The 215-nt window shown below is 61.4% G+C and carries 1 protein-coding gene; it reads right to left on the bottom strand.

The features are described from left to right. Positions 1–27 precede the first annotated feature (27 nt). The coding region (locus tag AB1471_RS18235) for a hypothetical protein (protein WP_367781120.1) at positions 28–215 on the bottom strand (188 nt) is incomplete at its 5' end.

Raw genomic sequence — 215 nt, 5'->3', positions numbered from 1 at the left:
AGGGCGGGCGCGTCCCCCCGGGGATCTTCAGACGGTGTAGAGATACAGCGTCGAGAAGAGCGCGGTGAGCGAAGCGGCGAGCGGGATCAGGCTTCTAAGCATGAACCTGAGATAAACGATTCGCGGAACGCCGCCTGTGAAGTGCGACACAGGCGCGAAAAATGACGGCGGCTGCGACGAAGGTAACTCGGGATGCGATGAAAGCCCTGGTGCCA

The sequence above is a fragment of the Jeotgalibacillus marinus genome (genome assembly GCF_040801915.1).
Taxonomy (GTDB): Bacteria; Bacillota; Bacilli; order Bacillales; family Jeotgalibacillaceae; genus Jeotgalibacillus; species Jeotgalibacillus marinus.
The sequence above is the reverse complement of the archived record's forward strand: the minus strand, read 5'-3'. Positions and strand labels throughout refer to the sequence as shown.